The sequence below is a fragment of the Streptomyces sp. NPDC101490 genome (assembly GCF_044767145.1).
GTDB lineage: Bacteria > Actinomycetota > Actinomycetes > Streptomycetales > Streptomycetaceae > Streptomyces.
On the sequence record NZ_JBIWNI010000016.1, the window covers coordinates 121,275 to 146,755 of the forward strand.

The 25,481-nt window shown below is 73.2% G+C and carries 25 protein-coding genes; 10 read left to right on the forward strand and 15 right to left on the reverse strand.

Annotated elements, in window-relative coordinates:
• The first annotated feature begins 76 nt into the window (after positions 1 to 76).
• From ACIRQY_RS25365 to ACIRQY_RS25375, 3 genes are all read left to right on the forward strand, one after another.
• On the forward strand, positions 77 to 838 hold the full coding sequence (locus tag ACIRQY_RS25365; protein WP_351794555.1) for an SDR family NAD(P)-dependent oxidoreductase: 762 nt from the start codon (positions 77 to 79) through the stop codon (positions 836 to 838).
• A gap of 87 nt (positions 839 to 925) precedes the next feature.
• Positions 926 to 1,633 (forward strand): TetR family transcriptional regulator, encoded by a 708-nt coding sequence (locus tag ACIRQY_RS25370; RefSeq protein ID WP_403929563.1) that lies wholly within the window; start codon positions 926 to 928, stop codon positions 1,631 to 1,633.
• A gap of 163 nt (positions 1,634 to 1,796) precedes the next feature.
• Positions 1,797 to 2,186, forward strand: a complete 390-nt coding sequence (locus ACIRQY_RS25375; RefSeq protein ID WP_403929566.1) for a zinc ribbon domain-containing protein — start codon at positions 1,797 to 1,799, stop codon at positions 2,184 to 2,186.
• 65 nt (positions 2,187 to 2,251) lie between these two features.
• Here the strand turns inward: ACIRQY_RS25375 and ACIRQY_RS25380 are convergent, their stop codons facing one another.
• The 4 genes from ACIRQY_RS25380 to ACIRQY_RS25395 form a co-directional block, all read right to left on the reverse strand.
• On the reverse strand, positions 2,252 to 3,208 hold the full coding sequence (locus tag ACIRQY_RS25380) for an electron transfer flavoprotein subunit alpha/FixB family protein (RefSeq protein ID WP_403929568.1): 957 nt from the start codon (positions 3,206 to 3,208) through the stop codon (positions 2,252 to 2,254).
• Positions 3,209 to 3,262: 54 nt separating this feature from the next.
• On the reverse strand, positions 3,263 to 4,048 hold the full coding sequence (locus ACIRQY_RS25385; RefSeq protein WP_351794545.1) for an electron transfer flavoprotein subunit beta/FixA family protein: 786 nt from the start codon (positions 4,046 to 4,048) through the stop codon (positions 3,263 to 3,265).
• A gap of 108 nt (positions 4,049 to 4,156) precedes the next feature.
• Complete coding sequence (locus tag ACIRQY_RS25390) at positions 4,157 to 5,323, reverse strand: acyl-CoA dehydrogenase family protein (protein ID WP_403929572.1); 1,167 nt, start codon at positions 5,321 to 5,323, stop codon at positions 4,157 to 4,159.
• Positions 5,324 to 5,470: 147 nt separating this feature from the next.
• Positions 5,471 to 6,148 carry a ScbR family autoregulator-binding transcription factor gene (locus ACIRQY_RS25395; protein WP_403929575.1) on the reverse strand — a complete coding sequence of 226 codons (678 nt, stop codon included), beginning with the start codon at positions 6,146 to 6,148 and terminating at the stop codon, positions 5,471 to 5,473.
• Between the two features lie 129 nt (positions 6,149 to 6,277).
• On the opposite strand from ACIRQY_RS25395, the gene ACIRQY_RS25400 reads away from it, so the two are divergent.
• Both ACIRQY_RS25400 and ACIRQY_RS25405 read left to right on the forward strand, forming a co-directional pair.
• The gene (locus tag ACIRQY_RS25400; RefSeq protein ID WP_403929577.1) at positions 6,278 to 7,228 is read left to right on the forward strand and encodes a ScbA/BarX family gamma-butyrolactone biosynthesis protein; all 951 of its coding nucleotides are present in this window, start codon (positions 6,278 to 6,280) and stop codon (positions 7,226 to 7,228) included.
• 14 nt (positions 7,229 to 7,242) lie between these two features.
• The gene (locus tag ACIRQY_RS25405) at positions 7,243 to 8,199 is read left to right on the forward strand and encodes an NAD-dependent epimerase/dehydratase family protein (RefSeq protein ID WP_403929580.1); all 957 of its coding nucleotides are present in this window, start codon (positions 7,243 to 7,245) and stop codon (positions 8,197 to 8,199) included.
• A gap of 203 nt (positions 8,200 to 8,402) precedes the next feature.
• On the opposite strand, the gene ACIRQY_RS25410 is transcribed toward ACIRQY_RS25405, so the two are convergent.
• Positions 8,403 to 9,062 (reverse strand): deoxynucleoside kinase, encoded by a 660-nt coding sequence (locus ACIRQY_RS25410; RefSeq protein WP_351794532.1) that lies wholly within the window; start codon positions 9,060 to 9,062, stop codon positions 8,403 to 8,405.
• 579 nt (positions 9,063 to 9,641) lie between these two features.
• On the opposite strand from ACIRQY_RS25410, the gene ACIRQY_RS25415 reads away from it, so the two are divergent.
• Entirely contained in the window at positions 9,642 to 10,391 is a 750-nt protein-coding gene (locus tag ACIRQY_RS25415) for a DJ-1/PfpI family protein (RefSeq protein WP_403929585.1), read from the forward strand.
• Positions 10,392 to 10,664: 273 nt separating this feature from the next.
• A complete protein-coding gene (locus tag ACIRQY_RS25420; protein WP_384856868.1) occupies positions 10,665 to 10,871 on the forward strand; it encodes a cold-shock protein in 207 nt (68 codons plus the stop codon).
• 72 nt (positions 10,872 to 10,943) lie between these two features.
• On the opposite strand, the gene ACIRQY_RS25425 is transcribed toward ACIRQY_RS25420, so the two are convergent.
• A complete protein-coding gene (locus tag ACIRQY_RS25425; protein ID WP_403929678.1) occupies positions 10,944 to 12,224 on the reverse strand; it encodes a radical SAM protein in 1,281 nt (426 codons plus the stop codon).
• Between the two features lie 256 nt (positions 12,225 to 12,480).
• Here ACIRQY_RS25425 and ACIRQY_RS25430 point away from each other — a divergent pair, with 256 nt between their 5' ends.
• Entirely contained in the window at positions 12,481 to 12,873 is a 393-nt protein-coding gene (locus ACIRQY_RS25430) for a VOC family protein (protein ID WP_351794514.1), read from the forward strand.
• Between the two features lie 12 nt (positions 12,874 to 12,885).
• Here the strand turns inward: ACIRQY_RS25430 and ACIRQY_RS25435 are convergent, their stop codons facing one another.
• The 3 genes from ACIRQY_RS25435 to ACIRQY_RS25445 form a co-directional block, all read right to left on the reverse strand.
• The gene (locus ACIRQY_RS25435; RefSeq protein ID WP_403929588.1) at positions 12,886 to 13,377 is read right to left on the reverse strand and encodes a molybdopterin-dependent oxidoreductase; all 492 of its coding nucleotides are present in this window, start codon (positions 13,375 to 13,377) and stop codon (positions 12,886 to 12,888) included.
• Positions 13,378 to 13,567: 190 nt separating this feature from the next.
• Positions 13,568 to 16,390: a molybdopterin-dependent oxidoreductase gene (locus ACIRQY_RS25440; protein ID WP_403929591.1), complete on the reverse strand. Its 2,823-nt coding sequence runs from the start codon at positions 16,388 to 16,390 to the stop codon at positions 13,568 to 13,570.
• The gene (locus tag ACIRQY_RS25445; protein ID WP_403929594.1) at positions 16,387 to 17,220 is read right to left on the reverse strand and encodes an FAD binding domain-containing protein; all 834 of its coding nucleotides are present in this window, start codon (positions 17,218 to 17,220) and stop codon (positions 16,387 to 16,389) included. The genes ACIRQY_RS25440 and ACIRQY_RS25445 overlap by 4 nt, the downstream gene beginning before the upstream one ends.
• A gap of 349 nt (positions 17,221 to 17,569) precedes the next feature.
• On the opposite strand from ACIRQY_RS25445, the gene ACIRQY_RS25450 reads away from it, so the two are divergent.
• Positions 17,570 to 18,037, forward strand: coding sequence for an SRPBCC domain-containing protein (locus ACIRQY_RS25450; RefSeq protein ID WP_403929598.1), 468 nt, complete (start codon positions 17,570 to 17,572; stop codon positions 18,035 to 18,037).
• A 345-nt stretch (positions 18,038 to 18,382) separates the two neighbouring features.
• On the opposite strand, the gene ACIRQY_RS25455 is transcribed toward ACIRQY_RS25450, so the two are convergent.
• The 4 genes from ACIRQY_RS25455 to ACIRQY_RS25470 form a co-directional block, all read right to left on the reverse strand.
• A complete protein-coding gene (locus tag ACIRQY_RS25455; RefSeq protein ID WP_351794501.1) occupies positions 18,383 to 18,778 on the reverse strand; it encodes a hypothetical protein in 396 nt (131 codons plus the stop codon).
• A 77-nt stretch (positions 18,779 to 18,855) separates the two neighbouring features.
• The gene (helR, locus tag ACIRQY_RS25460) at positions 18,856 to 21,075 is read right to left on the reverse strand and encodes an RNA polymerase recycling motor ATPase HelR (protein WP_403929681.1); all 2,220 of its coding nucleotides are present in this window, start codon (positions 21,073 to 21,075) and stop codon (positions 18,856 to 18,858) included.
• Between the two features lie 326 nt (positions 21,076 to 21,401).
• Positions 21,402 to 22,019 (reverse strand): HAAS signaling domain-containing protein, encoded by a 618-nt coding sequence (locus tag ACIRQY_RS25465; protein ID WP_403929601.1) that lies wholly within the window; start codon positions 22,017 to 22,019, stop codon positions 21,402 to 21,404.
• On the reverse strand, positions 22,016 to 22,390 hold the full coding sequence (locus tag ACIRQY_RS25470; RefSeq protein WP_403929604.1) for a PadR family transcriptional regulator: 375 nt from the start codon (positions 22,388 to 22,390) through the stop codon (positions 22,016 to 22,018). The genes ACIRQY_RS25465 and ACIRQY_RS25470 overlap by 4 nt, the downstream gene beginning before the upstream one ends.
• A gap of 236 nt (positions 22,391 to 22,626) precedes the next feature.
• On the opposite strand from ACIRQY_RS25470, the gene ACIRQY_RS25475 reads away from it, so the two are divergent.
• On the forward strand, positions 22,627 to 23,418 hold the full coding sequence (locus ACIRQY_RS25475; protein ID WP_403929607.1) for a DUF4239 domain-containing protein: 792 nt from the start codon (positions 22,627 to 22,629) through the stop codon (positions 23,416 to 23,418).
• A 64-nt stretch (positions 23,419 to 23,482) separates the two neighbouring features.
• Here ACIRQY_RS25475 and ACIRQY_RS25480 read toward each other — a convergent pair whose 3' ends face one another.
• Both ACIRQY_RS25480 and ACIRQY_RS25485 read right to left on the reverse strand, forming a co-directional pair.
• Positions 23,483 to 24,295 (reverse strand): ABC transporter permease, encoded by an 813-nt coding sequence (locus ACIRQY_RS25480; protein ID WP_403929610.1) that lies wholly within the window; start codon positions 24,293 to 24,295, stop codon positions 23,483 to 23,485.
• Complete coding sequence (locus ACIRQY_RS25485; protein ID WP_403929613.1) at positions 24,292 to 25,296, reverse strand: ATP-binding cassette domain-containing protein; 1,005 nt, start codon at positions 25,294 to 25,296, stop codon at positions 24,292 to 24,294. Before ACIRQY_RS25485 ends, ACIRQY_RS25480 begins: the two co-directional genes overlap by 4 nt.
• Between the last annotated feature and the right edge of the window lie 185 nt (positions 25,297 to 25,481).

A 25,481-nucleotide genomic window follows, 5' to 3' on the forward strand; every position in this document is an offset into this window, starting at 1 on the left:
CCCCGCGGGCACGCGCCCGGTCCGGCGGCCACCCCGGCGGCAGGGCCGCTCCCGCACGACACGAACGAGGAGTTCCATGGACATCGCCGGCACAGCGGCTCTCGTCACCGGCGCCGCCTCCGGTCTCGGCGCGGCCACCGCCGCCGCGCTCGCCGCCCGGGGCGCCACCGTGTACGGGATCGACCTCGACAAGGCCGTGGCCGCCGCGGGACCGCTGCCCGACGGCGTACGGCTGCTCGCCGCCGACGTCACCGACGAGGACCAGGTCCGCGCGGCCCTCGCCGCGATCGACGCCGACGGCGCGGAACTGCGGCTCGCCGTCAACTGCGCGGGCATCGCCCCGTCCGCCCGCGTCCTGGGCCGCAAGGGCCCGCACGACCTCGCCCTCTTCCGTACGGTCCTCGACATCAACCTGCTCGGCACCTTCAACGTGATGCGGCTCGCCGCCGAGGCCATCGCCCGGCACGAACCCGACGAGCACGGGCAGCGCGGCCTCGTCGTCAACACCGCCTCGATCGCCGCCTTCGAGGGCCAGGTCGGCCAGATCGCCTACGCCGCCTCCAAGGCGGGCGTCGCGGGCATGACCGTCACCGCCGCCCGTGATCTCGCGCAGTACGGCATCCGGGTCGTCACGATCGCCCCCGGCATCGTGGACACCCCGATGATGGCCGGGTTCAGCGAGGACGTCCGGGCCGGTCTGGCCGCGAGCGTCACCTTCCCGCAGCGCCTCGCCCGCCCGGAGGAGTACGCGCGGCTCGTCACGATGGTCGCCGAACACGACTACCTCAACGGCGAGACGATCCGGATGGACGGCGCGCTGCGGATGAGCGCCCGCTGACCTCCGTACCCCCGATGCTGCACTCGGTGCCGGATCTGCCCGGCACCTAGTGCCGCACCGGGGGTGGGCGGGTGTTAGGTTCGGGCCATGGGTACGACGCCGACGAACTCCGCGAAGCCCGCGATGCGGGACTCCCTCATCGCGGCGGCCTTCCAGCTCTTCCTGGAGCGGGGCTACGAACAGACCACGGTCGACGACATCGTCACCCTCGCGGGCGTCGGCCGGAGGTCCTTCTTCCGGTACTTCCCGTCGAAGGAGGACGTGGTCTTCCCCGACCACGAACAGTGCCTCGACGACATGACCCGCTTCCTCGCGGCGAGTGCCGACTCCGACGACCCCATGGTCCGCGTCTGCGACGCCGCCCGGCTCGTCCTGCGGATGTACGCCGAGAACCCCACCTTCTCCGTCCAGCGGTACCGGCTCACCCGCGAGGTGGCCGGACTGCGCACCTACGAACTCTCCGTCGTCTGGCGGTACGAGAAGACCCTCGGCGACCACCTCAGGACCCGCTGGGCCGACCGCAAGGACGGCACCCTGCGCGCCAACGTCGCCGCGGCGGCTGTGGTCGCCGCCCACAACCACGCCCTGCGGCGCTGGCTGCGCTCCGGCGGCGAGGGCGACGCGCTTGCGGAGATGGACCGGGCCCTGGAGTTCGTCCGTGCGACCTGGAGCCCGGACGCCGTCCCCGAGGCGCCCGGGGAGGAGGCCGAGGACGTGGTGGTGGTGATCACCAAGCGGTCCACCCCGATGTGGCGCGTGGTGCGCGAGGTGGAGTCGAGCCTCGGCGAGAGCTGAGAGGTCCGGCGTGGTCCGGCAGGCCCCGGCAGCGTGGTCGGCAGAGCCCGACAGGGTTCGCGGTATCTCGGATTGAGGGAACTCAGGTCTTTATTTGATGGCACTCAGTGCCATATCTTTTCTCCATGCACGGTCGAGCCGCCGAGTGCGAGGAGAAGGCATCGTGTTCCACACGGGACTGAGGAGCGGGACCGCCGTACGGCCCGACGAGGAGTCGGCCGCCGGGACCGAGCTCCACTTCCAGCGCTGCCGCTGGTGCCGCACCACGACGTTCCAGCGCCTGCTCTGTCCGACCTGCGGGTCGACGGAGCTGAACCCCGAACTCAGCGAGGGGGAGGGCGTGATCTCCGTACGGCGCGGGGTCTCCGCCGCCGATGCCGATCTCTGGCCGGTCTACATGGCGGAGGGTTTCACGGTCCGCTGCCGGGTGGAGGGACCGCTGCACGCGGTACGCCCCGGGGTCCGGGTGAAGGTCGCCTCCGGGGTCGGCGTGACCGGCCGCCGCCCCGTCGTACGGCTCTGCGAGGACGTGCCGCTCGACACCTGGTACTGAGCCGACGAGGAGAGGGGGGTGGTGGCACAGAGTGCCACCACCCCCCTCTTCCGTACCGTCCGAGGTCAGCGGGTGCCGATCTCGTCCGTCAGCTGCGGCAGCACCTCGAAGAGGTCGCCGACCACGCCGTAGTCCACCAGATCGAAGATCGGGGCCTCGGGGTCCTTGTTGACCGCGACGATCGTCTTCGACGTCTGCATGCCCGCCCGGTGCTGGATCGCGCCGGAGATGCCCGCCGCGACGTACAGCTGCGGCGAGACCTGCTTGCCCGTCTGCCCGACCTGGTGGGAGTGCGGGTACCAGCCCGCGTCCACGGCGGCGCGCGAGGCGCCCACGGCCGCGCCGAGCGAGTCGGCCAGCTTCTCGACGACCGCGAAGCCCTCCGCGGCGCCCACTCCACGACCGCCCGAGACCACGATCGGGGACTCGGTCAGCTCCGGACGGCCGGTCGACACGCGCGCGGTGCGCGAGACGACCTTCGCCGCGTTGCCGGTGAAGGCGACGGTGACGTCCTCGACCGCGCCCGCGGCCGGAGCGGCCTCGGGGGCGGCGGAGTTCGGCTTGACGGTGATGACCGGCACGCCGTGCGAGACCGTCGAACGCACCTGGTACGAGGCGGCGAAGACGGACTGCGTGGCGACCGGGCCGTTCTCGCCCGCCTCCAGCTCCACGGCGTCCGTGATCAGACCTGAGCCGAGGCGGAGGGCGACCCGGGCCGCGATCTCCTTGCCCTCGCCGGACGAGGTCACCAGGACGGCCGCCGCCCCCTTCTCCTTGGCCAGTTGGGTGAGCGCGTCCACCTGCGGCACCACCGAGAGATCGGAGAACTCGGCGCCGTCCGCGACGTACACGGTCGCCGCGCCGTACTCGCCCGCGGTGGCGGCGATCGAGGCGGCGGCCCCGCCCGCGCCGAGGACGACCGCGGAGGGCTCGCCGATGCGGCGGGCCAGGGTCAGCAGTTCGAGGGCCGGCTTGCGGACCGCACCGTCGGCGTGGTCCACGAGGACCAGGATCTCAGCCATGGTTCATCGCTCCTGTTCGGGTGTGCGGCTGGCAGCGGATCAGCTGATGGCAGGTCAGATGAACTTCTGGGTGGCGAGGAACGCGGCGAGCCGCTTGCCGCCGTCGCCCTCGTCGGTGACGATCGTGCCCTGGGTGCGGGCGGGTCGCGCGGCCACCGCGTCGACCAGGGTCCAGGACCCGGCCAGGCCCACCTCGTCGGCGTCGATGTCCAGGTCGTCCAGGTCGAGTTCCTCGACCGGCTTCTTCTTGGCGGCCATGATCCCCTTGAAGGAGGGGTAACGGGCCTCGCCCGACTGGTCGGTGACCGAGACGACGGCCGGCAGCGGGGCCTCCAGGTGCTCGGTGGCGGCGTCGCCGTCCCGGCGGCCCTTCACCACGCCGTCCGCCACGGACAGCTCCGAGAGCAGCGTGGCCTGCGGGACGCCCAGGCGCTCGGCGAGCAGCGCGGGCAGTACGCCCATGGAACCGTCGGTCGAGGCCATGCCGCAGACGACCAGGTCGAAGCCGGTCCTCTCCAGCGCCTTGGCGAGGATCGCGGAGGTGGCGATCACGTCCGAGCCGTGGATGGACTCGTCGTTGACGTGGACGGCCTTGTCGGCGCCCATCGACAGCGCCTTGCGCAGCGCGTCCTTGGCGTCGTCCGGACCGACGGTGACGACGGTGACCTCGGCCTCGTCGGCCTCCTCCGCGATCCGCAGCGCCTGCTCGACCGCGTACTCGTCCAGTTCGGAGAGCAGACCGTCGACGGCCTCGCGGTCGGTCGTCAGGTCGTCGGCGAAACCGCGCTCGCCGGTCGCGTCGGGGACGTACTTCACACAGACGGCGATCTTCAGGGTCACGGTCTGTCTCCTTTCAACGGGCTGGTCGTCATTCGACGGGCTGGTCGTCGAGCGTGTGTGCCAGGCATCGCCAGGCAGGCGGGGCTTTCGTGACCCGCCCTGGGCGGGTCACGGCAGGTTGCGGGCCATGACGATGCGCTGGATCTGGTTGGTGCCTTCGTAGATCTGGGTGATCTTGGCGTCGCGCATCATGCGCTCGACGGGGTAGTCGCGGGTGTAGCCGTAGCCGCCCAGGAGCTGGACGGCGTCGATGGTGACCTCCATGGCGGTGTCGGAGGCGAAGCACTTGGCGGCGGCGCCGAAGAAGGTGAGGGCTTCCTTCTGGCTTCCGGCGGAGACGCGTTCCGACCTGGCGGCGGCGGCGTAGGTGAGCTGGCGGGCGGCTTCGAGCTTCATGGCCATGTCGGCGAGCATGAACTGCACGCCCTGGAAGTCGGCGATGGGCTTGCCGAACTGCTTGCGCTCGGTGACGTAGCCCTTGGCGTAGTCGAGGGCGCCCTGGGCGATGCCGACGGCCTGGGCGGCGATGGTGACGCGGGTGTGGTCGAGGGTCTTCATGGCGGTGGCGAAGCCGGTGCCCTCGGCGCCGATCATGCGGTCGGCGGGGATGCGGACCCGGTCGAGGTAGACCTCGCGGGTCGGGGAGCCCTTGATGCCGAGCTTCTTCTCCGGGGCGCCGAAGGACACGCCCTCGTCGCTCTTCTCCACCACGAAGGCGCTGATGCCCTTCGAGCGCTTCTCGGGGTCGGTGACGGCCATCACCGTGTAGTACTCCGACTCGCCCGCGTTGGTGATCCACCGCTTGACGCCGTCCAGGACCCAGAAGTCGCCGTCGCGGACCGCGCGGGTCCGCATCCCGGCGGCGTCCGAGCCCGCGTCGGGCTCCGACAGGGCGTAGGAGAACATCGCCTCGCCCCTGGCCAGCGGGGCGAGGTACTTCGCCTTCAGCTCCTGCGAGCCGGACAGGATCACCGGGAGCGAGCCCAGCTTGTTGACCGCAGGGATCAGCGAGGACGCCCCGCACACCCGGGCGACCTCCTCGATCACGATGACCGTGGCCAGCGCGTCGGCCCCCGCGCCGCCGTACTCCTCCGGGACGTGGACCGCGTGCAGGTCGGCGGCGACCAGCGCGTCCAGCGCCTCCCGCGGGAACCGGCCCTCCTCGTCCACCGCCGCCGCGAACGGGGCGATCTTCGCCTCCGCCAGAGCACGGACCGACTCCCGGAGCATGTCGTGCTCCTCGGAAGGCCGGTACAGGTCGAAGTCCTTGCCCATGATGTGGAGCTCCCCTAGACGCTTGTGGCACTGAGTACCCTCAGCAAAACACACTCAGTGCCATGACGCCAGAGCGCCCCGACGCTTTCCGCGTCGGGGCGCTCCGTACGGCCGGTGGACCGGCCCGTCGAACCGTTCGGCCGGTTCTCAGCTGTGGGTGTCCGCGAGGGCCTCGTCCCGGCGGCGGCGGCTCGTGTCGTACTCGATGGCCAGCTGCCTGGCCCGGTTCTCCGTCAGGTCGAGCCGGGTCAGCAGGGCCGGGGTGCAGATGCTGGGTACGAGATGCTGGAGCAGGACGCCCACCCGATGGGCCAGGTCGGCGCGGTCGCACATGATCTGGGACATCGTCTGGACCCCGGCGAAGGCGCCGGAGAACAGCTCCGCCGTGTCCGTCACGCTCACATGGGGCAGCAGCTCGCCCCGCGCCTTCGACACCATCAGGATCTCCGACACCTGGTCGACCCACACCTGGAAGGGCGCGGCGCGGTCGACGCTGATGGCGCCGCTGTCCAGGGCCAGGGCGACGCTCGCCCGCACCAGCGCGTCATGCTGGAGCCGATGCGTCAGCAGGAACGCCTGGTCGGCCAGCTCCTGGAGCTTGACCTCCTGCGGAGTGAGGGGCACGTCCAGCATCTGGGCGTCGAGCACACCCAGCGCGAGGTCCTCCTTGGAGGCGAAGTGGAAGTACAGGGCTCCTTTGGTCACCCCGGCGCGCATCAGGATCTCGCCGATGGTCGTGCGCTCGTAGCCGCGCTCCGCGAAGACCGTCGCGGCCGACTCGAGGATCATCCGCCGGGTGCGGATCGCACGCGCTTGCTGCGCCAAGGCGCCTCCTGCTGTCTCGCTGTCTGTGCTCACCGTGGGACGTGGAGCGTTGAAAAGAAAACCGCGCTGTACGTACTCTAATCCGGGCGGATCCACCGCTCAGGGGGCGCGGGGACGCGGGAGGGACCCATGGATCGGAACCGTCGAGGAGCGACGACGCATGTCCCCGAGGAGTTCGTCCACCGGGCGGATCCGGCGGACATCATCCCCACGGGATGGACGCGGCTGAAGGAGAACCGGTTCTCCGTCTCCGCGCGCTGGCCCGCCTCACATCCCTTCTTCTCTCCGGTGGCGGGGGACCGGCACGACCCCCTCCTGGTGGCCGAGACGATACGCCAGACCGCCATGCTGATAGCTCACGCCGAACTCGGGGTACCCGTGGACGACCAGTTCGTCATGTGGAGCCTCGGCTACGACGTCGACCCCGAGGCGCTCGCCGTCGACGGCCTCCCCTCGGACATCACCGTCGACGTGGTCTGCTCCGACCTCAGCAGCCGGGGCGGACGCCTCCGCGACCTGCGCACCACCGCCGTCCTCACCCGGGGCGACCGGTTCCTCGGCACGGGCAGCGCGCGCAGCAGCTGCACCACCGCCCTCGCGTACCGCAGGATCAGGGGCGACCGGATGGCCGCGCTCGGCCGACCGGTCCCGCTGATCCCGGCGGTGGCACCGGAACCGGTCGGCCGCAAGGTCCCCGAGGACGTGGTCCTGGGCCCCGGCACCCGCCCCGGCCAGTGGCGGCTGCGGGTCAACACCGGCCACACCACCCTCTTCCGCCGCCCCAACGACCACGTCCCCGGAATGCTCCTGCTCGAAGCCGCCCGGCAGGCGGCGACGCTCACCCACGGCGACCCCGGCCATCTGCCCACCGTCATGGACGTCTCCTTCCTCCGGTACGCCGAACTCGACAGCCCCTGCTGGATCGAGGCCGAGACCGTGCCCGGCGCCGACACCGCCCGCACCACCGTCCGGGTCGTCGGCCTCCAGGACGGGCACCCCGTCTTCCGCTCCCTGTTCACCGCCCCGTCCCGGGAACCGGCGGTGGCCGGAGCGGGCCCCGCCCACCGGTCGGCGGGCTGATCCGCACCGGAACCATGGGCCCACACATCCTCATCACCGGCGCCACCGGATTCATCGGCGGCCGGGTCGCGGCGAAGGCGGCGGCGCACCCCGAACCCGCCTCCGTCCGCCTCCTCGTCCGCCGCCCGTCCGCCGCACCCCCGACCGCGCGGCGCCCCGGCCGCCCGAAGACCGAGACCGTGACGGGCGACCTCCGCGACCCCTGCGCGCTGCGCCGCGCGGTCGAGGGGGTCGACGTCCTCATCCACTGCGCCTCGGCGATCGGCGCCGACGAGGAGCAGTCCCGCGCCGTCAACGACGAGGGCACCCGCGCCCTCGTCGACGCGGCCGTACGCGCCGGGGTCGGCCGGATCGTCTCCCTCGGCACGGCCTCCGTGCACGGCCGGGGCCCCTTCCGGGCCGCCGCCCCCGGCAGCCTGCCGCTCGCCCCCGCCTCGGTGACCAGCCGCACCCGGGCGGCGGGGGACCGGCACGTACGGGCCGCCGGAGGGACCGTGCTCCGTCCGCACCTCGTGTACGGTCCCGGCGACCGGCAGGTGGTACCCGCGCTGGTCCGGCTCCTCGCGGCGCTGCCGGGACCGCTCGACTGCGGTACGTCGCTGCACTCGCTGATCGGCGTGGACGCGCTCGCGGAAGTCCTGCTCGGCGCGGCGCTCTCGCCCGCGACCGCCCCGGGCCCGTACTACGTCGGCCATCCCGAACCGGTGCCGGTCGCCGACCTGATCGCGGCGGCCGAAGAGCTGCTCGTCCGGGGAACGGACCTGCCCCGGCGACCGGCGGTCGACGTCGCCGAGGCCCGCGTCCTGCTCGCCGGGGTCCCCCGTGCCGGACACCACCTGGACATGCTCGCCCACGACCACTGGTTCGCCGACAGCCGCCCCTGGCAGGACCTCGGCTGCACCCCCGGCCCACCCTTCCGCCAGGGCGTCGCCGCGCACCTGCCGTGGTACCGGGAGCTGCTGGAGGGCTGAGGGGGCTCGCCCGCCTCGGGCCCGCCCGTATGACGGCTTCCGCACGGAGGGACCTCCCGGGACCGGTCCACCGGTCCCGGGAGGTCACCGGCGACGGACGCCCCGGCTGATCGGGCACGGGCCCGGCACCACGGACGTCTCCCGGCCCACGGGGCTGCGCGGCGCGCCGTTCACCCGTGGGCGGGCGCGCCCATCGCCGTGGTTCAGGCCCGTCGACCGCGCGCCAGTGCGTCCCTGACCTCCCGCACCACACGGGACGCGTCCTCGGGGTCGTTCACCACGTCCGTGCGGTTCATGTCCACGACGAGGACCTCGCTGGCCGAGTAGTGCTCGTGCACCCAGTCGTCGTAGCCGGACCACAGCGTCCGGTAGTACTCGACGAGACTCTCGTCCTGCTCGAAGTCACGGCCCCGCAGCCCGATGCGGTACATCACCGTCTCGAAGTCCGCCTTGAGGTAGACCATGAGGTCGGGCGCCTTGCGGTAGGGCAGGCCGTCGATCTCGCGCATCATCTCGTCGAGCAGGCCCTCGTACACCCGCATCTCCAGGGAGCTGATCCGGCCGAGGTCGTGATTGACCTTGGCGAAGTACCAGTCCTCGTAGATCGACCGGTCGAGGACGTTGTCGCCCTGCCGGTACGCCTCCTTGATCGAGGCGAAGCGCGTCTGCAGGAAGTAGAGCTGGAGCAGGAACGGGTACCGCTTCGCCTGGATCTCCTCGGGGCTCGCCGTGTAGAAGAGCGGGAGGATCGGATTGTCTTCCACGCTCTCGTAGAAGACCTGGCTGCCGAGTTCCTTGGCGAGCATCTCGGCCACACTCGTCTTGCCGATCCCGATCATCCCACCGACGCAGATCACCGGCATACCTCACTTCTCCTGATGGTTCCTGTTCGCGGGCGGGCGAGCTGATCGGCCCGCCCCGATGAGACGCGCACCCGGGGTCGCCTGATTCCCGGGGGACTCGTGATCAGTGTCATGGAGCCCGGGGCCGGGTCCGTACCGGGGCCCTGGGCCCCGCACCGGAGGGACGGGCCCTCCCAGCTACAGGCGGGACCTCACCGCGGTCGCCGTACTCGGTTCCGGGGCCGCGACCCCGAACCGTCTCGAATATTAGATGACGATTTGCCCCGTGCGGCCGTCGCCGACGGCACCGCACCCCTCCCTCCCGGGCACTCCTCTCCCTCCCGGGCGCTCCTCCACGACCGGAACCGCTCACGGGAGGCGCCCGACGCGGGCCCGGCGTCACTCCGGCCCGGCGGGACGCGGCCGGGGAACGGGCGGTCGGTCACCGGATACGGGCAGGTGGCCCCGCCCCCGGCTCGGCGGCTCCGCGTCCTCCTCGGCACCGGCGGCGCGGCGGGCGGCGGGAACCATCGGCCGGGCGCGCCCGACTGCCTGGACGTGACCGAGACATCGGGACCGACCGTCTTCCCGGGGAGAACCATGAACCGCCGTCATCTGCTCCGCACGACCACCGCCCTCGGTGCCGGTGGCGCCCTCGCGGGTGTCACGACCACCGCCGCGGCGAGCACCGCGACCGGTGCCACGGCCGCCGCGGGACCGGCCGGGTCCGCCGCGCGGCGGCCCTTCCGGGTGCACCTCGTCCTCTTCGACGGCGTCGAGGAACTCGACTTCGCCGCCCCCTACGAGGTGCTCTCCGCCGCCGGGTTCTTCGCCGGACGCCCGGTCGAGGTCCGTTACGTCTCCGTGGACGGCCCCGGCACCGTCACCGCCGCCTACGGCACGAAGGTCCGCGTCGAACACCCCTGGGCCCCGCACCGGGCCGATCTGCTCGTCGTGCCGGGCGGCGGATACGGCCGCCGCGAGGACCCCGGGGTGTGGGCGGAGATCGGCCGGGGCGTCCTGCCCCGAGCCCTCGCGGCGGCCGTCCGGCCGGGGCTGACCGTCGGCGCCCTGTGCACCGGAGTGATGCTCCTCTCCGCCGCCGGGCTCACCCGTGGCCGCCCCTGCACCACCCACCACAAGGCGCGGCCCGATCTGGAGCGGCAGGGCGGGGTACTGAAGAGCGCGCGGGTGGTGGACGACGGCGACCTGGTGACCGCGGGCGGTGTCACCTCCGGTCTGGAACTGGCCCTCTGGCTGGTCCGGCGCGAACTGGGCCCGGACGCGGCGAACGGTCTGGAGGCCATGCTGGAGTACGAGGCCCGGGGCACGGTCTGGACCCGGACCTGATCCGGAGACCCCGCCCCCGGACCTGACCCGGAGGCCCTGCCCCGGGACCTGACCCGGAGACCCGCCCCCGGGCCGACCCGCGTCCGGCCCTGGCCTCACCCTGACCCTGAGCTGCCCCCGGGTCCGACCCGGGGCTGTCCCGGACTCGCCCCGGACCTGCCCCCGTCCCGCCCGGGGCCCCGCCTCCCCGACGGGCGAACGCCGCCCCGGCGGGGTACATCTCCTAGGAGACGCGTACGAGAACAAACACGGACACGGGAACGGGAGGTCGCCGTGGCAGGCAGGAGCAAGGGGTTCGTGCATTCCTTCAACCGCGCCGGCGGATACGGATTCGTCATCCCCGTGGGGTCGGGGGAGCAGGTCTACTTCCGCGCCGAGGACATCGAGGGCGGGGACCGCTCGCTCTCCGAGGGGCAGCAGGTCACGTTCGTGCTCGTCCTCGGTGACGGCCGCTTCGAGGCGAGGGAACTGCGCACCTGAACCGCGCACCTGAATCACGGTCCCGGGGCCGTCCGGTCCCGGGACCGCACGGGCGGACCCACCCCGCCCGGGTCACTCGCCCGGCGCGGCCGGCAACGCGTCCATGAACGAACTGACGGAGAACACCGCGCGCCCCGGGCCCGAGGGGCCGTAGCCGGGCGGTGCGGTCAGCCCGTACTCGTCGAGGGTCGCCGTGTACGCCTCCAGGAGCCGCAGGTGGTACTCCAGCGGGGCGCCGTCCGGGTTGTCCCTGCCCAGCGGGGTCGTCGGCTTGGGGCACCAGGTGGTGAACCGGGGCGTGATCCCGCGCGACATGAAGAACCGCAGGCCCTCCCGGGTGGAGGCGATGGCCTCGTCCACGGTCAGGAAGCCGGAGGGGCGGGCCATCTCGACGCCCGCGACGAAGTTCGGGATGACGTTGCGCGGCCCGAACACCTCCGCCGAGTCCAGGATGCGCCGGTGCCACTCGTCCCGGCCGATGTAACGCTCCTTGCCGGGGCAGTACAGCTCGAACAGCCGCCGGTCCCACACCTCGTAGTTCGGGTGGTAGATCCGGATGCCGTAGTCGTGGAACCGCTGGACATCGGCCTTCGGCAGGGCCTGGGCCACGACCTTGCCGATCCAGCGGCCGGGGAAGCGCTCCTCGATCGCGCGCGCGTACTGCCCGTAGAAGTCGGCCTCGTCCTTCCCGCCGACGCGGGAGGTGACCGCGCCGCCCGTGAGCGTGTACGCCGTCGAGGTCCGTGCGGTGTCGTGCCGGTCGATGATCTCCAGCGCCTCCAGCACCTCGTCGACCGGCTTCACCCCGGTGTACGGGCGGCCCGCCGCCTTGTGCTGGCGCCAGTTGTGGTTGATGTCGCAGTACTGGCACTCCTCCTTGGCGCCGAAGTACTGACAGACCCGGAAAACCGTCAGGTAGATCAGATAACCCCACTGGATCGTGGGTGCGACCTCCATCACGGACTTCCCGTTCGACAGCGGGTGCCGGTAGTACTCCGGCATCGGCGGCAGACCGACGTCCGCGATCCGCGTCCCGTCGAGGAACAGCGCGAGCGCCCCGTCGGCGTCCGGCGCCACCCGGTACGGCGACGAGGGGTTGACCCGTACCGACACCACCGTGCGGCGCAGCCCGTACGGACCGCCGGTCAGCACGATCTCCTCCGGCGGCCGGTTCAGCGCCGCCTCCCCGAGCTCCGGCAGCGTGCGGTGGTCGAAGGAGAAGATGAAGTACGACTTCGGCTTGACCTCGCCGCCCTCGTTCCCGCTCAGCGCCGACGGGTCGAAGGCGAGCCCGCCGCGCAGCAGGTCCTCCTTGAACACCGCCTCGGGCGGGACGCCGGGGAAGCGTTCCATCAGGGACTCGACGACGGCGGTACGGGGCGGGGCGGCGCTGGACACGGGCGGATCTCCAGTGGTGAGGGGCGGAGCCGACGGACCTCACGCTACGCGCGCCCGCGGACGCCCGGTCCGGCGGGACCCCGGCGCGTCCCGCCCGCCGCCGTCCCCCGCCCGCAGTACACCGGCCGCGCGCCGCCGGGCACCGCGACGGGAGATGCTGGGGACGTCACACCCGCCCCGCACACCCCCGGCACCCATCGGAGAGCACCCCATGAGGATCAATCTGGCGAGCCTGCTCGTCGACGACCAGGAGAAGGCCCTGCGCTTCTATACCGAGGTGCTGGGCTTCCTGAAGAAGACCGAGGTCCCCCTCGGCGGGTACCGCTGGCTGACGGTGGTCTCGCCGGACGCCCCGGACGGCGTCGAGCTGGTCCTGGAGCCGGACGCCGCCGTGCCCGCCGCCCGCGCGTACCGGGAGGCGCTCGTCGCCGCGGGCATCCCGCTCACCTCCTTCGCCGTGGACGACGTCCGCGCCGAGTACGAGCGCCTGCGCGGACTCGGGGTGCGGTTCACCCGCGAGCCGGTGGAGGCGGGCCCGGTGACGGTCGCGATCCTCGACGACACCTGCGGCAACCTCATCCAGCTCGCCCAGTACGGCGGCTGAACCGGCGCCCGCTCAGGACGGCACGGGGTCCGGGAAGGCACCCACCCAGACGCCGGTGACGGCACTGACGTACCGGGCGCCGCACCGGTCGGAGGGCACCACCAGCTGCGGTCCCGCCGCGTCCAGGTCCTCGTCGTCCATACGGGTCGCCAGGAGGACGGGCGCGGCGCCGAAGTCGGTGTCGATCTCGGCCCACGACAGCACGGTCCCGTGCCCGTCGCCGCCTTTCACCACGAGCAGGAAGCGCGCGCGTTCCTTGCGGCGGGCGGGGTCGAAGCCGGGCTGTGCCCGTGCCACCACCTCGCGCAGCAGCGGCCCCTCGAAGACGTGCCGCCGGGGCCCGCTGGTGGCGCAGTCGAACACGACCTCCGCCCGGTGCCGCTCCCAGCCCTCGCGGAGGTCCGCGACGGTCAGCAGGGCGGGCCGCGCGACCTCCCCCGACAGCGTGAACGCGCGGGCGCGGGCGGTCCGCGCGGGGGAGACGGAGACGACGGGTCGGCTCATCGGTTTCCCTTTCGGACGGGCGGTGCGGCGACTGCGCCCAGTGATACCCGGCCGCCGGGGCGGGGAACCGCATCTGCCAGCCTTATGCCCTCGGTCGGCCCGTGATTGAGAGCTTCCTCCGAGAACTCGCCCGGCATCCTCCGGGCCGTCCCCCGACCGGCCGCCCGCCCTCGGTTCACCCACCCTCGGTTCACCCGCCCTCGTGCTGTCCGTCCCGCCGCGGTCCGTTCCCGTGCCGCCCGTCCTCGCGCTGTGCGGCGAGGGCCAGCCAGACCCGGTCCCGGGTGAGGGGGAGTTCCGTGAAGCGGATGCCGGTCGCGTCGCGGAGCGCGTTCGCGTAGGCGGGCGCGACCGGGTTGAAGGGGCTCTCGCTCATCGACTTCGCGCCCAGCGGGCCGATCGCGTCGGCCGTCTCCGTGAAGTGGACCTCGGTCCGGGGCACGTCCGCGTACTGGGGGAGCCGGTAGCGGCGGAAGGCGGCGGTGGTGACCTCGCCCCGCTCGTCGAGCCGCACGTTCTCGAAGAGGGTCGCGCCGAGCGCCTGGGCGACCCCGCCCTCGACCTGCCCCCGGCACTGCATGGGGTTCATCACCTTGCCCGCGTCGGCGGCGTGCACGCTGCGCAGGACGCGGACCTCCCCGGTGTCCGGGTCGACGGCGACCCGGAACCACTGCGCGTTGAACGCCACCGACCGGGGCGAGCCGCCCCAGTGCCCGTCCGCCGCCAGCTCCTCCGCCGCCCCGAGCGCGTGCCCCGCCTCGTACAGCTCCTTCAGGGCGACCGTACGGCCCCCGCAGTCGACCGACTCCGCGCCGAGGACGCAGAGGTGCCGGGCGACGCCCGTGTGCCGGGCGGCGAGGGTCCGCAGCCGCTCCGCGAGCGAGGTCGCGGCGAGGAGGACCGCCTTGCCCGCGACGACCGTGCCCGCCGAGCCGAAGGCGCCGGTGTCGTGGCGGACGACGTCCGTGTCGGACTGCCGGATCGTCACCCGGTCCCCGGTGGTGGCCAGGGCTCCCGCCGTGATCTGCTGGTGGACGGTGGTGGTGCCGTTGCCGAACTCGGCGGTGCCGACGGCCACGTCGTACGTGCCGTCGGAGCGGAGCGAGACCCGGGCGTCGGCGTAGTGGCCGCCGGGCGGGCCGGTGGCGATCATCGCGAGCGCCGTGCCCTGCCCGACCAGCCAGCCCTCGGGCGCCTCCTCGGCGCTGCGGTCCCCGGCGAGCGCCTCCCGTACCACCGAGAGGCACTGGTCGAGCCCGTACGAGGCGATGTGCAGGTCCTCCTCCTCGCCGATCGGGCTGTGCATCGCGTCGCCGGGGCCGATGACGTTCCTCTCGCGGAGGACCAGCGGGTCCATGCCGAGGCGGTGGGCCAGCTCGTCCATGACGGACTCGACGGCGAAGGTGACCTGGCCGAGCCCGTACCCCCGGAACGCCCCGGCGGGGACGGCGTTCGTGTAGACCGACCAGGCGTCGACCTTCTTGTGCGGGGCGCGGTAGACGGCGAAGGACTCGCCGACGCTGTGGAACATGACGGCCGGGCCGTGGTTGCCGTACGCCCCGGTGTTCGACACGACCCGCATCCGCACGGCGGTCAGGGTGCCGTCCGCGCGGGCGCCGACCTTGATGCCGATGGTGAAGGGGTGCCGGGTGGTCGCCCCGAAGAACTGCTCGGCCCGGGTGTACTCCAGTTTCACCGGCCGCCGCAGCCTCAGCGCGGCCAGCGCGACGACGTCCTCGGTGAGCATCTCCTGCTTGCCGCCGAAACCGCCGCCGACGCGCCCCGCGACCACCCGCACCCCGTCCTCCGGCAGGCCGTACAGCGCGCACAGCGCACGCCGGGTCAGGAACGGCGTCTGCGTCGAGGACCGTACGGTCAGCCGCTCGCCCGTGCCGTCCTCCTTCGGCTCGAAGTACGCGACGCAGCCGTGGGTCTCCAGACTGGCGTGCTGCACCCGCTGGGTCCTGAAGGTGTCCTCGACGACGACGTCCGCCTCCGCGAAGCCCCGCTCGACGTCCCCGATCTCGCCGTGCACCTCGCCCGCCACGTTCGCCCCGGCACGGGCGATCCGCGCCTCCGGGCCCTTGTCGCCGTGCAGTGCGGGCGCCCCCGGCCGCATCGCCTCCTCCGGGTCGGTGACGTGGGGGAGTTCCTCGTACGTCACCTCGATCCGGCGGCAGCCCTCCTCGGCGGCCCCCTCACTGTCGGCGACGACGGCCGCGACCCGCTGGCCCACGTACCGGACGACGTCGTCCAGGACCCGGGTGTCGTCGGGGTCCTCGCCCGGGTGCTCGTGACGGGCGCTGGAGTACAGCGTCGCCGGGGCGTCCTCATGGGTGAACACGGCGACCACCCCGGGGACCCGCAGCGCCGCCGCCGTGTCGATCGCGGTGATCCGGGCGTGCGGGTGCGGCGAGCGCAGCAGCTTCATGTGGAGCAGGCCGGGCACCTCCACGTCGAAGGTGTACCGGGCCCGGCCGGTGACGACCTCGGGACCGGCGGGCGCGCCGACGTTCCGGCCCACCGCCTGTCCCGCGCAGGGGAGTTCGGTGTGCCGGACGCCCCGGACGGCGTCCTCGACGGCCCGGTAGCCGGTGCAGCGGCAGATGTTCCCCTTGAAGGCGCGGGGCAGGTCGTCCAGCTTGCCGTCGTCGTGCGCGGTGCCCCGCTCGGCCTCCAGGGCCGCCGTCGTCATCAGGAACCCGGCCGTGCAGAACCCGCACTGGTAGCCCTGCGCGTCGAGGAACCGGCGCTGAACGGGGTGGAGTTCGCCGTCCGGCGCGGCGAGACCCTCCACGGTGGTGACGGCCCGGCCGTCGGCCAGGACCGCCGGGTAGAGACAGCTGTGGACCGGCTCGCCGTCGACATGGACGGTGCAGGCCCCGCAGTCGCCCGCGTCGCAGCCCTTCTTGACGCCGAACCAGCCGCGCTCGCGGAGGTAGGTGCGCAGGCACTGCCCGGCGCGCGGGGTCTCGTCGAAGTGCCGGTCGTTCACGCGCAGTCCGAAGCTCACCGGGCACCTTCCCCGTGGTCGCGGACCAGCTCGCGGCGGACCTCCTCGGCGAGGCGCAGCGCCATGTGGCGGCGCCACGCGGGCAGTCCGTGGATGTCGTCGAACCAGTCCTCGTCGCGTACGGCCGCCCCGATCGCCCGCCGGAGCCGGTCGGCGTCCGGCGGCAGCGGGAACCAGAACCGGAACGGGCGTACGGTCGCCGCGCTGACCGTCACCGGGGGCGAACCGTCCACCGGATCGAGCGTGCCGATCACCAGCGCCGCCGACCGCCCGAGGCCGTACAGCGAGGCCTGGCGGAAGGCGGTCCGGCAGCCGAGCGCCCGCGCGGGCAAGGTGACCGAGCGCAGCAGTTCGCCCTCGGCGAGGTCCTTGCGCCCGGCTCCGGTGACGAAGTCCACCACCTGCACCCGGCGCAGCGAGCCGTCCTGGGCCCGCAGCAGGCACTCCCCGTCGAGGGCGGCGGTCAGCGAGATCAGCGGCCCGGCGGGCAGGGCGTTGCACAGGTTCCCGCCGACCGTCGCCATGTTCCAGATCTTGAACGAGGCGAGGAAGGCCCGGCAGCACTGCTCGAACAGCGGCGCCGCGGGGGCGTCCCAGGCGCGTCCGAACCGGGACAGCCGGGCGACCGTGCAGGTCGCCGCGATCTCCAGGGACCCGTCGTCGCCGTGGGTCAGCGGCTCCCAGCCGGTACGGCTCAGGTCGACCAGTCTGCGCAGCTGGGGCTGGGGCTCCGAGAAGAGGTACGTTCCGCCGCCGAGCCAGGCGTCCCCCGGACGCCAGGGTTCGCGCAGCCGCGCGTCCCGGATGTCCGCCACCGTGTTCAGATCCATGTACCGACCCGCCTCCCGACCCGTTCAGCTCCGACCCGGACCAGTGAAGCCCGGCGGGGGCGGGCCGGACGACTGGTGCGGACTCCGGAAGACCGGCCCCGGGCGTGGGCCGGTCCTGGAGGATCGACCAGGGGCGCGCGGATGCGGACCGGCACGTACGCCGGTGCGACCGGGCACGTACCGGGGCACGCGCGCGTAGCGGGTGTGCGGACCGCGACGCGGCGGTGTGCGCGGCGGTGGCGGGCACGCGAGCGTACGGGGGTGGGTGGCGGCGGGGCGGGGCGGCGGGCGGCGCGCGGAGGTGAGAGGCTCGGCCGAGGGGCCCGTGCGGCAGGAGCGAGAGGTCCCGATGACGACACCCCCGACCCCCATGGACACCGTCACCCTGGAACGGCGGATCGACGCACCTCCCGACACGGTGTTCGCGTTCCTCACCGACCGCGAGAAGTGGCTGTCCTGGCTGGGGGAGGACGGTGTGTTCTCGATCGCCCCCGGCGGTTCCTACCGGGTCCGGGTCCCCGGCGGCGCCGTCGCCTCCGGCCGCTTCACGGTGGTCGAGCCGCCCCGGCGGATGGTCTTCAGCTGGGGCTGGGAGTCCGGCCCCGTGCCCGTGCCGCCCGGCGGCAGCACGGTCGAGATCACCCTCGCGCCCATCCCCGGCGGCACCCTGCTCCGGCTGGTCCACAGCGGGCTGCCCACCACGGAGGCGTGCGAGGCGCAGGCCGAGAGCTGGCAGCACCACGTCGACCGGCTCGCCTCCCTGGCCGAGGGCCACGACCCGGGCCCGGACCCCTGGAGCAGCGGCCCGGAGGTCTGACACGGGCGAGCGGGACCCGGGGCGGTGAGAGCCCGGGGAGGCCGACCCGGGGCGGAGGGCCCCGGGAACGGCGGGGGAAGGTGCGGGAGGCATGTCCCTGGCCTGGTCTCGGCCTGCTCCTGGCCCTGCGTCCGGGCCCTGCAACCGGGCCCTTGATCTGCCCCCTGATCTGCCCCCTGATCTGACCCCGGACCGTACGCTCCCGCCCCGGACCGTCCGGGGCAGTGGCGCCCGACCCCGCCGGGGCGGCGCCACCGGCCCCGGCCCCCGTCGAACGGTGGGCCCGGACGGCGCCCCGCCCCCGTGTCCCCGTACCCGCGAGGCGCGCTCCGTACCGAGGCGGTGTCAGGCGCCCACCGGTACCTGTGCCTCGCGGCTCAGCAGCAGGCCGAGGCGCAGGTAGGCGGCGAGGTCCGCACCGGGAGCCTTGCGGACGACATGGCGGATCGCCTGCATCGCCTCCCACGCCGAGGTCTGCGCCAGCGAACCGCCCCAGGTGCCCCCGAGGCCGTCCCAGAGGTACGCGCTGAAACCCAGTTGGAGCCCGCCCGCCCGCCGCCGTTCCTCCTCGTACGCGGCGAGCGCCCGGACGAAGAACCGTTCCGCCTCCACCGGGGGCAGTACGGTGCGGATGATCCGCAGATACGGTGTGACCAGCGACGCGACCTCGGGGCACTCCCCAGGGGGAACGACCGCGTCACGGGGAACGGGCGGGGGTGCGGGCTCGTATGCGTGAGTCATGAAACCTATCGATACGTCATCTCATCGCAGGAACCGGCGTGGCGCGCCCACGGACCGGCCCGGTTCGCCCCACGGCGTCAGGCGTCCGTGTCCCGCGCGCTCCGCAGCACGACCAGGCGGCGCGTCGCCCTGGTCATCGCCACGTACCGGTCCACCGCCCCCTCGACCCCCTCGCCGAACAGCTCCGGGTCGACCAGGACGACCAGGTCGAACTCCAGGCCCTTCGCCAGCGACGGGGTCAGCGAGCGGACGCGCGGCACCTCGCGGAACGTCGGGTCGCCGATGACGCACGCCACCCCGTCCGCGTGTTCCGCGAGCCACGCCCCGAGGACCGCGTCCCGGTCCCGGGCCGCGCCGTGCGTCACCGGGATGCCGGAGGAACGCACCGACGTCGGCACGTTGGCGTCCGGGAGCACGGCCCTGATGACCGGCTCGGCCTCCGCCATGACCTCCTCCGGCGTCCGGTAGTTGATGCCCAGGGATGCCACCGTGACCCGGTCGAGCCCCACCCGTCCCAGCCGCTCCCGCCATGACTCGGTGAAGCCCCGCCGGCTCTGGGCCCGGTCGCCGACCACGGTGAAGCTGCGGGACGGACAGCGCGACAGCAGCATCCGCCACTCCGCGTCCGTCAGCTCCTGCGCCTCGTCGACCACGACGTGCGCGAAAGGACCGGCCAGCGCGTCCGGTTCGGGCGCGGACACCACGGATTCGTCCACCAGACCGTCCATCAGGTCCTGTCCGCGCAGCATCGTCACCGCGCCCTCGCCGTCGTCGTCGGCCGCGAGCACGTTGTCGACGACCTCGGCCATCCGGGCCCGCTCGGCCGCCAGGACCGCCCCCCGCCTGCGGAGCCGTACGGCGGCCTCCGGGTCGCCGAGCCGCTGCCGGGCCGCGTCCAGGAGCGGCAGGTCGGACACCGTCCACGCCCGGGCGTCCGTCCGCTGGAGCCGCCGCACCTCGTCCCGGCCGAGCCACGGGGCACACGTGCGCAGATAGGCGGGCACCGACCACAGGTCCCCGACGAGGTCGGCGGCGTCGAGCAGCGGCCACGCCCCGTGCAGCGCCCCGGCCAGCTCCTCGTCCTGCCGCAGCGAGCGCAGGAACGGCTCGAAGGGGATGTCGGCGTCCAGCCCGGCCAGCAGGATCGTGGCCAGCTCCGTCCAGATCTGGTCCCGTGCCTCGTTGTGCGGAGTACCGGGCTCCGGTGCGTCGAACGCCTGCGCCCAGTCGTCGGCGGTCAGCCGCAGGTCCGCCCAGTCCGTCGTGACGGTCAGACCGTGGGCGGGCGGTTCCTCGTAGAACCGCACGGCCGTCTCGATCGCCCCCACCATGGCGGCGGACGACTTCAGGCGCGCCGCCTCCGGGTCGGACTCGGGGACCGCCCGCGCCCCCTCGGCCACGAGGTCCCGCACCGTGCAGGTCCGCACGCCCTCCTCGCCCAGACTGGGCAGGACGTCGGAGACGTACGACAGATAGGGCTGGTGGGGTCCCACGAACAGCACGCCGCCCCGGCGCCGCCCGAGCCCGGGGTCCGCGTACAGGAGGTGGGCCGCGCGGTGCAGGGCGACGACCGTCTTGCCCGTGCCCGGGCCGCCATCGACGACGAGCGTGCCCCGGGAGCCCGCCCGGATCGCGGCGTCCTGATCGGCCTGGACGGTACCGAGGACGTCCCTCATCCGGGCCGACCGGCTGCCGCCCAGGCTTGCGATGAACGCGGACTGGTCGTCGAGCGCCGCATGACCCTCCAGGCCCTCGGCGGTGAACACCTCGTCCCAGTAGTCCCCGATCCGACCGCCGGTCCAGCGGTACCGCCGACGGCTCACCAGGCCCATCGGGCGGGCGTGGGTCGCGGCGAAGAACGGTTCGGCGGCGGGTGAGCGCCAGTCGAGGAGCAGCCGCCGCCCGGTGCCGTCGGTGAGCCCGAGGCGCCCGATGTAGACGGGTTCCGGGTCGTCGGCGGAGACGATGTGCCCGAGGCACAGATCCAGACCGAAGCGGCGCAGGGTGCGCAGCCGGGCGGTCAGCCGGTGGATCTCGGCGTCCCGCTCCATGGCCTCGCGGCCGGCTCCGCCGGGTGCCCGGCGCGCGGCGGCCAGCCGTTCGGCCAGCTCCTCGACCGTCTGCCGGAGGCCGGCCGACACGGCCGCGAAATGCCGCTCGTCGCGGCCGGTCAGGGCCGGGTCGGCCTTGGCGGAGAGCCGTGCGGGAAGGCCGAACGCACTGGTGGCGCCGGAGGTGACCGAGGCTTCCCCCGATTCGCCTGGCTCCCCTGGCTCCCCTGGCTCCCTCGGTTCCACCGCTTCCACCGGGGAAAAGACATGCACCGTGTGAATCTCCCGTGTTCGAGGACAGGCTCCGGCAGTGCCGGGAGGGGCGATTCTGCGGTACGACGAGGGCCTTGCCGCAAGCCCCCCGGTGCGCTATAGCTTGGTAGTGGCGGGAGAAGTGAAGCCCCCCCTCCTCGCCCCTTCCGGGCCCCTCTCCTCGCCCCCTCCGTGCCCTTTCCCGGGCCTTCCGGCCTTTGCGGCCGAGGACTTCGCCTCAGCCTTCCCTCTCCCCGGGGTCGTCCGGCGCGGTGCGACGCCCCCGGTGTGGACGTGGTTCGGAGCGGCGGCCCCGGCTCTCAGGCGCGGCGGACCCGCCACAGCCAGACGGACGGGCCGATCAGCAGGACGGACAGCACCAGATTGGGCAGGAGGTCCGGTTCGCGGATCCCCGCGCCGTCCACGCCCAGGTTCCACAGGCCGACGGCCATGATCGGCAGGGCTGCGGACAGCAGGACGCCGATGATCTTCTGTACGGCGGTCCAGTGCACCGAGGTGCACAGGAGTATCGCGCCGGTGATGCGGAGCACCCCGCCGACCGTCGACCCCTCTCCGCTGCCGCTGGGGAAGATCACCGAGAAAGGCAGCACGAGCGCGAGCATCAGGACCGGGACCAGCGGGTGCACCCTGCCCCGCCGTGCGGGCGCTCCGGCGGGGCCCGGGGCCGGAGCAGGGGTGGCAGGGACCCAGGCGGACGTGGCGCCCGCCTCGGCCAGCGCCGTCGCCGCGATCGTCCGGGGGTCGCCGAGACCGGCCAGGACCTCGCCGACCGGGGCGTCGGGGCGTTCGGCCCGGGACACCTCGATGTGTTCGGCGAGGTCGGCGAGGAGTTCCTGGCGCCGGTCGGCGGGGAGCGTGGAGGTCTCGCGCTCGACGGCGGAGAGGTAGTCGCGTACGGGATCGGCAGAGGTCTTCACGAGGGGGCTCCGGGGGAGTGCTGGGGGGTGGTGAGGAAGGCGTCGACGGCGTCGCGGAAGCCGGGCCAGACGCGGCTGAACTCGTCGAGCGCGGCCCGGCCGGTGCCGGTGAGCGCGTAGTAGCGACGGGGCGGTCCGGAGTCGGACTCCTGCCAGGTGGTGGTCACCAGGTCGTCGCGCCGGAGCCGGGAGAGCAGCGGATACACCGTGCCCTGACTGGTGGCCAGCGCACCGGACTCCTCCAGGGCGTGGAGGAGTTCCACGCCGTAGCGGGGCCGGTCCCGCATCAGGGCGAGCACGCAGTACTCCAGGACCCCCTTGCGGAGCTGGGCGGCCGCGCGGGCCTGCTTGGTGGCGTCACCTGGTTCCATGTCATGCAAGATACCTGGTCGGGCAAGAGGGGCCGAACGGGGGGTCCGCCAGCCGCACCCCGCGCCCTTCCCCTACCCGATCGGGTGACATCGTGGCCTCCGGGTTTCCGCGCGCCGGGGGCGCGTGAGCCCGGCGCGCACACGGCTCGTGCGGACGTACGGCCCCCGGTGGAAGCGCTGTCCGACGGGCCGGAGGGCGACCGGTGGACACCGGCGGATACCTAGACTCGCGGCTCATGTCGCTCTGGCTGCTCAATCACTTCAGCACCGTCACCCTGGCCGTGGTCATCGTCGGCGGGACCGTCTCCGTCGCCGTCCTCGGCAGCGTGCTCGCCCGCCGCAGACACCCGTCGCTGGCCGACGGCGAACACAACGACATGGTCGGCGTGACGCTCGGGATGTTCGGCGCGATCTACGGGATCATCCTCGCCTTCGTCATCGTGACCCTGTGGACCCAACTGGAGAGCACCCAGACCATCGTGGCCACCGAGGCGACCGACATCGCCCTCATCGCCCGCGACGCCGCCGTCTTCCCGCCCCCGGTCGAGGCGGACGTCGACGAGGCCCTCGGCGGCTACGTCCGCTCCGTCGTCGACGACCAGTGGCCCCGGATGCGGGCCGGCCGGCCCAGCTACGGCGCCACCGCGGAACAGCTCCAGAACGTCTTCGACGTCCTCCAGGCGTACGAGCCCAGGACCACCCGCGAGCGGGTCTTCTACGAGGAGGCCGTCGGCCGCCTCAACGACGTCGCGGGCCAGCGCCGTTCCCGGCTGACGATGGCCGAGCAGGAACTCCCCCCGCTGCTCCAGATCCTGGTGGTCGGCGGCGCGCTCGTCCTGATCCCGCTCACCTTCCTCTACGGGATGCGGCGGCTGCGCGTGCAGATCCTCTTCGTGGCCTCGGTCGCCGCGCTCATCGGCTTCAGCGTCCTGCTGGTCGTCGTCCTCGACCGCCCCTTCTCCGGTGAGCTGAGCGTGAGCCCCGCCCCCTACAAGGAGGGTGCCCTGGCGTCGTACTGGACGAAGTGACGGCGACGCCGTGCGGCCCCGCCCGACGGATCGTCGGACGGGGCGGCCGTTCGGGCGCGGGACCTCAGCGGGTGGTCCCCCGGCGGAAGGCGGCGCGGGACCAGAAGTAGCCGGTCAGGGCGAGCGCGGTGCACCAGGCCAGGGCGAGCCAGCCGTCGGAGCCGATCTCCGTGCCGAGGAGCAGCCCGCGCACGGTCTCGTTGATCGGAGTGAAGGGCTGGTACTCGGCGAACCAGCGCAGGGCCGTCGGCATGGAGTCCGGGGTGACGACCGCGCTGCCGAGGAAGGGCAGGAAGGTCAGCGGGAGCGGGCCGTTGCTCGCGGACTCGACGGTCTTGGCGCCCATGCCCATGGCGGCGGAGATCCAGGCCATGCCGAAGGCCAGGAAGAGCAGCAGACCGAGGGCCGCCACCCACTCGACGGGCGACGCGGACGGGCGGAAGCCGATCAGCAGCGACACCGCGGAGACCAGGACCAGGACCACCGCGACCTGGATGACGCTGCCGACGACATGGCCCGTGAGGATCGAGCCCCGGGAGATCGACATCGTACGGAAGCGCTGCACGATGCCCTCGGTCATGTCGGTGCAGACGGACACGGCCGTCGCCACGGCCCCCGAGGTCGCGGCCATCACGATGATGCCGGGCACCACGTAGGCGATGTAGTCGTCGCGTCCGCCGCCCGCCGCGATGCCGCCGCCGATCGCGCCGCCGAAGACGTACACGAACAGGAGCAGCATCAGGAGCGGCATCACGACGATCGAGACCGTCATCGACGGATAGCGCCGCATGTGCGTCAGATTGCGGCGCAGCATCGTCATCGAGTCGCGCAGGGCGTACGAGCGGGCGGCGGTCCGCTCCGGGGGGATGGTGCTCATCGGTGCGACTCCTTCGAAGCGGCGGGGACGGTGGTGGCGGTGGGCCGGGGGCGGCCCGTGAGGGTGAGGAAGACGTCGTCGAGGTCGGGCGTGTGCACGGTGAGCGACTCGGCCTCGACGCCGGTGGAGTCGAGGACGTCCAGGACGGCGCGGAGTCCGGCGACCGACCCGTCCCCGGGGACCTGGAGGGTCAGCGACTCGTCGTCGCGGGTGGCGATGCCGAAGATCCCGGCGGCGGCGGTGAACTGGGCCTCGTCGGCGAACCGGAGGCGGACGTGACCGCCGGGGATCAGCCGCTTCAGCTCCTCGGCGGTGCCCTGGGCGACGATCCCGCCGTGGTCGAGGACCGCGATGTGGTCGGCGAGCCGGTCGGCCTCCTCCAGGTACTGCGTGGTGAGGAAGACGGTCACGCCCTGCTCGGTGACCAGGCCGCGGATCAGCTCCCACATGACCCGGCGGCTGCGCGGGTCGAGACCGGTGGTCGGCTCGTCGAGGAAGATGATCCGGGGCCTGCCGACCAGGGTCATCGCCAGGTCGAGCTTGCGGCGCATCCCGCCGGAGAGCGCGGTGACGCCCTTGCGGGCCGCCTCGGTCAGCTCGAACCGCTCCAGGAGTTCCGCCGCCCGCCGCCTGCCCTCGGCGCGGCCGAGGTGGTGCAGATCGGCCATGAGGAGCAGGTTCTCCTCGGCGGTGAGCAGCCCGTCGACGGCCGCGAACTGCCCGGTGACACCGATCCTCCGGCGTACCGCGCCGGGGTCGGTGGCCAGGTCGTGGCCGCCGACGCGGATCTCGCCCGCGTCGGCGGTCGTGAGGGTGGAGAGGATCTCCACCGTGGTGGTCTTGCCCGCCCCGTTGGGGCCGAGGAGGGCGAAGACCGTGCCCTCGGGAATCCGCAGGTCGATGCCGTCCAGCACCACCTTCTCGCCGTACGACTTGCGCAGTCCGAGCGCGGAGATCGCGACGGCGCGGGTGGCGGTGGCCGCCGTGGACGCGGTGTTCATGATTGCGGGCCCTTCTTCGGGAGGGGAGCTTTTTGTGTGTGGTGCGTGGTGCGTGGCGTTTGTGTGTGTGGGGGGGGGGGGGGGGGGGGGGGGGGGGGGGGGGCCCCCCCCCCCCCCGGGATACCAACGCCAAAACCAAAAAATGGGGGGGCGGAGGCGCCCGTCCGGGCGGGGGCGGGGGGAAA

What these genes read in the sequence shown, in the direction of transcription:
- ACIRQY_RS25455 (WP_351794501.1), bottom strand. Translation starts at nt 18,778, where the DNA reads ATGACTCACGCATACGAGCCCGCACCCCCGCCCGTTCCCCGTGACGCG.
- ACIRQY_RS25470 (WP_403929604.1), bottom strand. Translation starts at nt 22,390, where the DNA reads ATGGAACCAGGTGACGCCACCAAGCAGGCCCGCGCGGCCGCCCAGCTC.
- ACIRQY_RS25435 (WP_403929588.1), bottom strand. Translation starts at nt 13,377, where the DNA reads ATGAGCCGACCCGTCGTCTCCGTCTCCCCCGCGCGGACCGCCCGCGCC.
- ACIRQY_RS25485 (WP_403929613.1), bottom strand. Translation starts at nt 25,296, where the DNA reads ATGAACACCGCGTCCACGGCGGCCACCGCCACCCGCGCCGTCGCGATC.
- ACIRQY_RS25430 (WP_351794514.1), top strand. Translation starts at nt 12,481, where the DNA reads ATGAGGATCAATCTGGCGAGCCTGCTCGTCGACGACCAGGAGAAGGCC.
- ACIRQY_RS25405 (WP_403929580.1), top strand. Translation starts at nt 7,243, where the DNA reads ATGGGCCCACACATCCTCATCACCGGCGCCACCGGATTCATCGGCGGC.
- ACIRQY_RS25475 (WP_403929607.1), top strand. Translation starts at nt 22,627, where the DNA reads ATGTCGCTCTGGCTGCTCAATCACTTCAGCACCGTCACCCTGGCCGTG.
- ACIRQY_RS25445 (WP_403929594.1), bottom strand. Translation starts at nt 17,220, where the DNA reads ATGGATCTGAACACGGTGGCGGACATCCGGGACGCGCGGCTGCGCGAA.
- ACIRQY_RS25390 (WP_403929572.1), bottom strand. Translation starts at nt 5,323, where the DNA reads ATGGGCAAGGACTTCGACCTGTACCGGCCTTCCGAGGAGCACGACATG.
- ACIRQY_RS25410 (WP_351794532.1), bottom strand. Translation starts at nt 9,062, where the DNA reads ATGCCGGTGATCTGCGTCGGTGGGATGATCGGGATCGGCAAGACGAGT.
- ACIRQY_RS25365 (WP_351794555.1), top strand. Translation starts at nt 77, where the DNA reads ATGGACATCGCCGGCACAGCGGCTCTCGTCACCGGCGCCGCCTCCGGT.
- ACIRQY_RS25425 (WP_403929678.1), bottom strand. Translation starts at nt 12,224, where the DNA reads ATGGAACGCTTCCCCGGCGTCCCGCCCGAGGCGGTGTTCAAGGAGGAC.
- ACIRQY_RS25480 (WP_403929610.1), bottom strand. Translation starts at nt 24,295, where the DNA reads ATGAGCACCATCCCCCCGGAGCGGACCGCCGCCCGCTCGTACGCCCTG.
- ACIRQY_RS25450 (WP_403929598.1), top strand. Translation starts at nt 17,570, where the DNA reads ATGACGACACCCCCGACCCCCATGGACACCGTCACCCTGGAACGGCGG.
- ACIRQY_RS25380 (WP_403929568.1), bottom strand. Translation starts at nt 3,208, where the DNA reads ATGGCTGAGATCCTGGTCCTCGTGGACCACGCCGACGGTGCGGTCCGC.
- ACIRQY_RS25400 (WP_403929577.1), top strand. Translation starts at nt 6,278, where the DNA reads ATGGATCGGAACCGTCGAGGAGCGACGACGCATGTCCCCGAGGAGTTC.
- ACIRQY_RS25415 (WP_403929585.1), top strand. Translation starts at nt 9,642, where the DNA reads ATGAACCGCCGTCATCTGCTCCGCACGACCACCGCCCTCGGTGCCGGT.
- ACIRQY_RS25370 (WP_403929563.1), top strand. Translation starts at nt 926, where the DNA reads ATGGGTACGACGCCGACGAACTCCGCGAAGCCCGCGATGCGGGACTCC.